At 75.6% G+C, this 3,706-nt stretch carries 1 protein-coding gene and 1 pseudogene; both read left to right on the top strand.

The annotated features are described in order from the left end of the window. The coding region (locus tag VF697_RS31890; RefSeq protein WP_331100873.1) for a HEAT repeat domain-containing protein at positions 1-2,813 on the top strand (2,813 nt) is incomplete at its 5' end. Continuing rightward, positions 2,810-3,706: pseudogene (locus VF697_RS31885) on the top strand (SWIM zinc finger family protein); the annotation flags it as partial. The gene VF697_RS31890 and the pseudogene VF697_RS31885, both read left to right, overlap by 4 nt.

Here is a 3,706-nt window from a genome sequence, read left to right as displayed (position 1 = left end):
TGCGCCGCCTCTTCTCCACTGGCACGGGCAAGGCCGCCACCGCCGAGCCCTCGCCAGAGGCGCTCGTCTCCGCCGAGAAGCAGCACCTGCGCCGGCTCGCCTTCGGCGCCTACGTGGGCCTGCTGCGGCAGGTGTCCTCGGGAGATGACGAGGGCCACCGCGTGCGCCGCGACGCCGTGGATCGCGTGGTGAAGCTCACCCAGGAGGGCCATGCCGGCACGCCCGCCGCCGTGGCCGCCCTGCTGCGCGCCCTGGAGGATCCGCACCAACTGGTGCGCAAGGCGGCCCTCGCCGGCCTCAAGGAGCTCTACCCCGCCGGCTCCGATGGGCCGCTGGCGCTCGCCCTCGCCTCGCTCTCCCCGGACGTGGCCCGTGTCGCGCTGGACGAGCTGGCCACCCGGGGAGAGTCCGCCAAGGGGCGCATCACCGCCGCGCTCAACTCGCCCCTGGCCGACGTGCGCAAGTACGCCTTCGAGCTGCTGGAGCGCCTCAGCCCGCCGGGCAGCCTGGAGCCCCTGCTGGCCGCGCTCGGCAGCGAGCACGCGGATCTGCGCGTGGGCGTCATCGAGCGGCTCGCCGGTGCCAATGACTCGCGCGTCACCGAGGCCCTCGGCCGCGCCATGGGCAGCGAGCATGAGGACCTGCGCCTGCGTGCCGCCGAGCTGCTGGCCATGCGCGGAGATGACCGGGCCGTGGAGGTGCTCTCCGCCTTCCTGCGCTCGGAGAACGCCGCCGTCGTGAAGCGCGCGCTGGAGGCCCTGGCCCGGCTCGACTCCGGGGCCGCCGTGGGGGCGCTCGCCGCCCGGCTGCGCACCGCGACGGAGCTGACCGAGCGCCTCGCCCTGGTGAAGGCCCTCGGCCGCACCCGCCGGCCCGAGGCGCTGGAGGCCCTGGCGCGGCAGCTCGACGACGAGGCCGCCACCGTGCGGTATGCGTGCGTGGGCGCCGCCATGGACGTGGCCACCCCGCCCGAAAAGGACGAGAAGGGCGAGCGCAAGCGCGACGCGGCCCTGGCGGTGCGCTTCCTCCGCGAGGCCGTGCGCAACCCGGACCCCATGGTGCGCAAGGCCGCCGCCACCGAGCTGGAGCAGGGCGACGACGTGGGCCAGGACGAGCTGCTCGCCGGCCTCTTCGCGGACCGGGACGTGACGGTGCGCATGGAGTCGGTGGCCCGCTACGCCTCGCGCGTCATCCACAAGCGCGCGAAGGTGGAGCCGCTGGAGGAGGTGCTGCGCGGTGGAGCTCGCGAGCTGATGCTGCCGGCCGCCGAGGGCGTGGCCTCGCGGGGCCTGACGAGCGCCCTGCGCCCGCTGCTGCTGTACGTGCGCGCGGGCGAGGAGGGAGACCGCGAGCGGGCGCTGCTGGCCCTGGGCACGCTGGGTGACGCGCGCGCCCTGTCCGAGCTGGAGCAGGTGGCCGCCGGGGGCACACCCGAGGCCCCGGTGGAGGAGAGCATGGTGGCCGCCGCGCTCGAGGGCCTGGGCCGGCTCGCCGCGAAGCTGCCCGAGGGCGAGGATCGCCGCCGCGCCGAGGAGAAGGTGGAGCTCGCCGCGCTGGAGGGCAAGGAGACCGCGCTGCAACAGGCCGGCGTCCGGGGCCTGCGCTCCATCGGCGGCGAGCGGGCGCGCTCGCGGCTGGAGACGCTGCTGCGCGACGATGGCACCGACAACGCGGTGCGCATCACCGCGGCGCGGGAGCTGGGCAAGCTCGGGGACACGGCGGCCGAGGGCGCGCTGGCGCTCGCGCTGGGCGACTGGGACGAGGCGCTGCGCACCGAGGCGCGCAAGGCGCTCGACGCGCTCTTCCCCCAGGAGCGCATCCGGGTGGAGCTGCTCGCGGTGAACAGCGAGCACGAGGACATCTCCGAGCCGGCCGCGAGCTACCTCGCCACCGAGGCGGACCCGATGCAGCTCCTGCCGCGGCTGGCCACGCTGGAGTCGGAGGAGCTGCGGCAGCGGCTGCGTCGCGGGCTGGTGCGGCGCGCGTCGCTGCCCGCCGGGGCACTGGCGATGCTGCTCGGCCACGAGAAGCCCGCCGCGCGCGAGGAGGCGGCCTGGCTGGTGGGCGCACGCACCGGTGAGGAGGAGTCCTCCCGAGGCTGGTCCGCGGAGGATCGCGCCACGCTGGGCCGCTCCCTCACCACCGCCGAGCGGCGCACCGCCTCCGAGTGGGCCTCCACGCACGGCCCCAAGCGCGTCTCCGTGGCCAACGCCTGGGAGCGCCTGCTGTGGGCGGGCTCACGCCTGGGTGTCGCGGAGCTGGCCAAGGCCGCCAAGGACAGCCTCCAGGGAGGTGAGGCCAAGGCACCGGCTGGCGTGCGCCTCGAAGCGGCGCGCGCGCTGGACCGGCTCAACGCCACCCCCGAGCCCCTGCGCCACGCGCTGTCGGACCCGGATGCGCGGGTACGGGAGGCCGCCGCCACCGCCCTGGCCCGCCTCGCCCCCGAGCGCGCCGCGGACTGGGCCCTGGCGGTGCAGCCGTTCGACCCGGTGGCCACGGGCGCCACGGGCGCGGCGGTGCGCACGCCGAAGCAGCTCGCCACGGACGAGGCCCGCCGCCTGGCGCTGCCCTCGCTGCTGGCGGACAAGCAGCTGGAGCCGCTGCGCCCGCTCGCCACGCACAAGGACGAGACGGTGCGGCAGGATGTGTGGGCCGCGCTGGGCCGGCTCGGGGGCGCCGAGGCCGCCGAGGTGCTGCGCGCCCAGGCCTTCGACAAGACGCAATCCGTGGAGCTGCGGAAGGCCGCCTACCGCGCCCACAAACGAGCCCTCCGTGCCGCCGAGCGCGCCCGGAAGGAAGGGAGCCAGCCGTGAGCACCGCCACCCACCACGCCGTCGAGCTGCGCTACGCCACCACGAGTGACGTGGACGCTGGCGCCAACGCCTCGCGCGTCCTGCTGGCCCTGGAGGGCTCTCGGGGCACCGTGGGCGTGCGAGGCCGGGTGCGCGAGCCCGCGCTCTTCCGGGACTCGCTCGCCGCCATGCTCGGCATCCTCGCCAGCGACTTGCGCTACCGGGGCAAGGACCGCACCGCCTACCTCGCCTACCTGATGAAGCAGGGCAAGCGCGCCACCGCTCAAATCTGGGAGGCGCAGAAGGCCTTCCTGGACCAGTCCCTGGAGGGCGAGCAGAAGGCGGACGCGGTGCTGGACCCCGTGCTCACCGTGGACCCGGACCAGGTGTCGCTGGAGGTGTTCTCCCGCGACGAGAGCGCCTATGCGCGCCTGTCCTTCGACAACGCGCTCTTCGAGGGCCGCGAGGCCGCGCACGGCTCCACCTTCCTGGACGTGCCGGGGGACCTGCTGGCCAAGGTGGACCGGCTGCGCACCTACGTACCGGTGTCGCTGGAGGCCCACGTGGCCCTGCCCGCGCGCACCGCCGAGTCCCGCGCCCCGCGCAACGTGGAGGTGCCCCACGCGTGGCTGCGCGGCTTCCTCCAGGTGCAGTCCGCCGCCACCCTGCCGGCGAGCACCTGCACGCTGGCGCCGATTGATTTGTACAACCTGCTCGTCGCGCTGCGCACCCGGCAGGCGAAGAAGGCCCCGCGCGCGCTGCGCTTCGAGCTCGTCCCCGGCGCGCAGCCCCGGCTGGTGGTGGAGCCGTGGGAGCTGGTGCTGGAGTGCCACGGGCCGAAGTACCAGGGCAGCACGCCCGCGGTGGTGCGCACCTTCGGACGGCAACGGCTGGCGGCCCTCGCGCGCCTGCTG

The sequence above is a fragment of the Archangium sp. genome, from assembly GCF_036388035.1.
Lineage (GTDB): Bacteria > Myxococcota > Myxococcia > Myxococcales > Myxococcaceae > Archangium.
The sequence above is the reverse complement of the archived record's forward strand: the minus strand, read 5'-3'. Positions and strand labels throughout refer to the sequence as shown.